A 1880-nucleotide genomic window follows, 5' to 3' on the forward strand; every position below is an offset into this window, starting at 1 on the left:
GCCTGCAAACTGGCGTGTATCTCCTGCCGGTAATACTACGCCAACATGGGCTGCAGGTTCAGGTAGTGTGAGCCAGGTAGCAGGCAGTGGCTCGCCCACCACCGGCGGAAGTTATAACTGGGGTACCGCTCCTACCGAAAGGGCTGCAGGCTTTATGACTAATACAGATGCACCTGCTTATGCAAGTCCTAATGCCCTTATGGCTAATTATCAAAATACCACAGGCACGGCTCTTACCTCATTAAACATTTCTTTCCAGGCAGAGCGATACAGAACCAATACTTCACCCTTCACCCTTAACTTTTCTTATTCAACTGACGGAACTAACTGGACTGCTTTTACAGCCGGTGATATCTCTTCGACCACTTTCCCTACAGGCAGCAGCGCTTATAATTTTACCACGCCGCTTACCACTTACAAATCCTTTAGCATTACTGTTCCATCGCTTCCTAACACAGCCCAGTTTTATCTAAGGTGGGTATTTAATACAGGCAGTTCCAATACTTCACAAGGCGTTGGTTTAGATGAAGTGTCAGTAAGTGCAAACCCAACAGCCACTGCAATGAGTGCCAACTTAGGAGATCATCTTAGCGATGCCAACGGCAACAATATTGCTAATCCCGGTGAAACTATTACTTATAGAGATACAATAAAAAACAGCGGTTCAGCCAGTGCCAATACAGTTACACTTACCAATGCTGCACCTGCCGGAACTACTTATACTCCTAACTCATTGCAAACTTCAGCTCTTGCCAGGGACGATAGTTATGCTGCAGGCACTACCAGCGGCAATGTGCTTACCAACGATTATGGGTTAAAGAACGGCGCAACCAATTTAAAAGTCCTTTCTTTTGGAACAACCGGCTCTAACGGGTTAACGACAGCAGCAGGCCTTGCAGGTACTACCGATGCTGGTGGTACCCTTACCGTAAACGCTGACGGTACTTTTAATTATACAGCCCCTGCAGGTTTTACAGGCTTTGATAAGTTTAGTTATGTGGCTACTACAGAAGTCCCAGGGCTTCCAAATAATGATGCAGTGGTAACCATTGCAGTAGGTACTCCCGCTACTGCTGTAGCAGAAACTTTTCCCGGTGGCATTGGCAATGTAACCATCACTGATAATGTACTAACCAACGATCTTGGAACGAATATCACTGTTACAGAAGTAAACGGCAGTGCTGCAAATGTGGGTGTAGCAAGTACTACTGCCCATGGTTCTGTAACAGTAAACAGCAACGGAAGCTTCAATTACTATCCTGCTGCAGGATATACAGGAGCCGATGCCTTTACTTACAGGATAGATAACGGCTACAACATTGGCTCGACCGTAACGGTAAACATTACCCTTAGCAACAGGATCTGGTTTGTAAACAGTGCAGCAGCAAGTAATGGAACAGGAACCCAGCAATCTCCTTTTAAGCAAACCGGTGATGTAGCCGGAACTTTTGCAGCAGATAACATTTTCTATTTCGAGAGTGCAACGCCTTATACCGGCAGCCTTACTTTACTGGCTAATCAAAGAATTATAGGACAGGATGCAAGCCAGTCTCTTGCAACCATTGCCGGACTTACCGTTCCTGCTTACAGTACTCTACCCGCAATGAATACAGGTGCTAACACGATAACACTAACCGCTACTAATGCAAACATCATTACCCTAAACAGCGGCAATACAATACGTGGCCTTACCATCAGTAATGCAGGAACAGGTAAAAAAATAACAGGAACTTCTTTTGGAACCCTTACGCTTGGCAATACTGCCACCCCTGATGTTATCCTCGATGGTACAGGACAGGCGCTCGATCTTACAACCGGTACACTTGCAGGAGCTTTGACTAGTCTAACAACTACAAGTTCTGCTGCACAAGGGGTAAACC

General features: G+C 45.9%; 1 protein-coding gene. It reads left to right on the plus strand.

Features of this window, described 5'->3' with window-relative positions:
* The coding region (locus SAE01_RS24270; RefSeq protein ID WP_170234269.1) for a beta strand repeat-containing protein at positions 1–1880 on the plus strand (1880 nt) is incomplete at both ends.

The organism is Segetibacter aerophilus, from assembly GCF_007991655.1.
GTDB lineage: Bacteria > Bacteroidota > Bacteroidia > Chitinophagales > Chitinophagaceae > Segetibacter > Segetibacter aerophilus.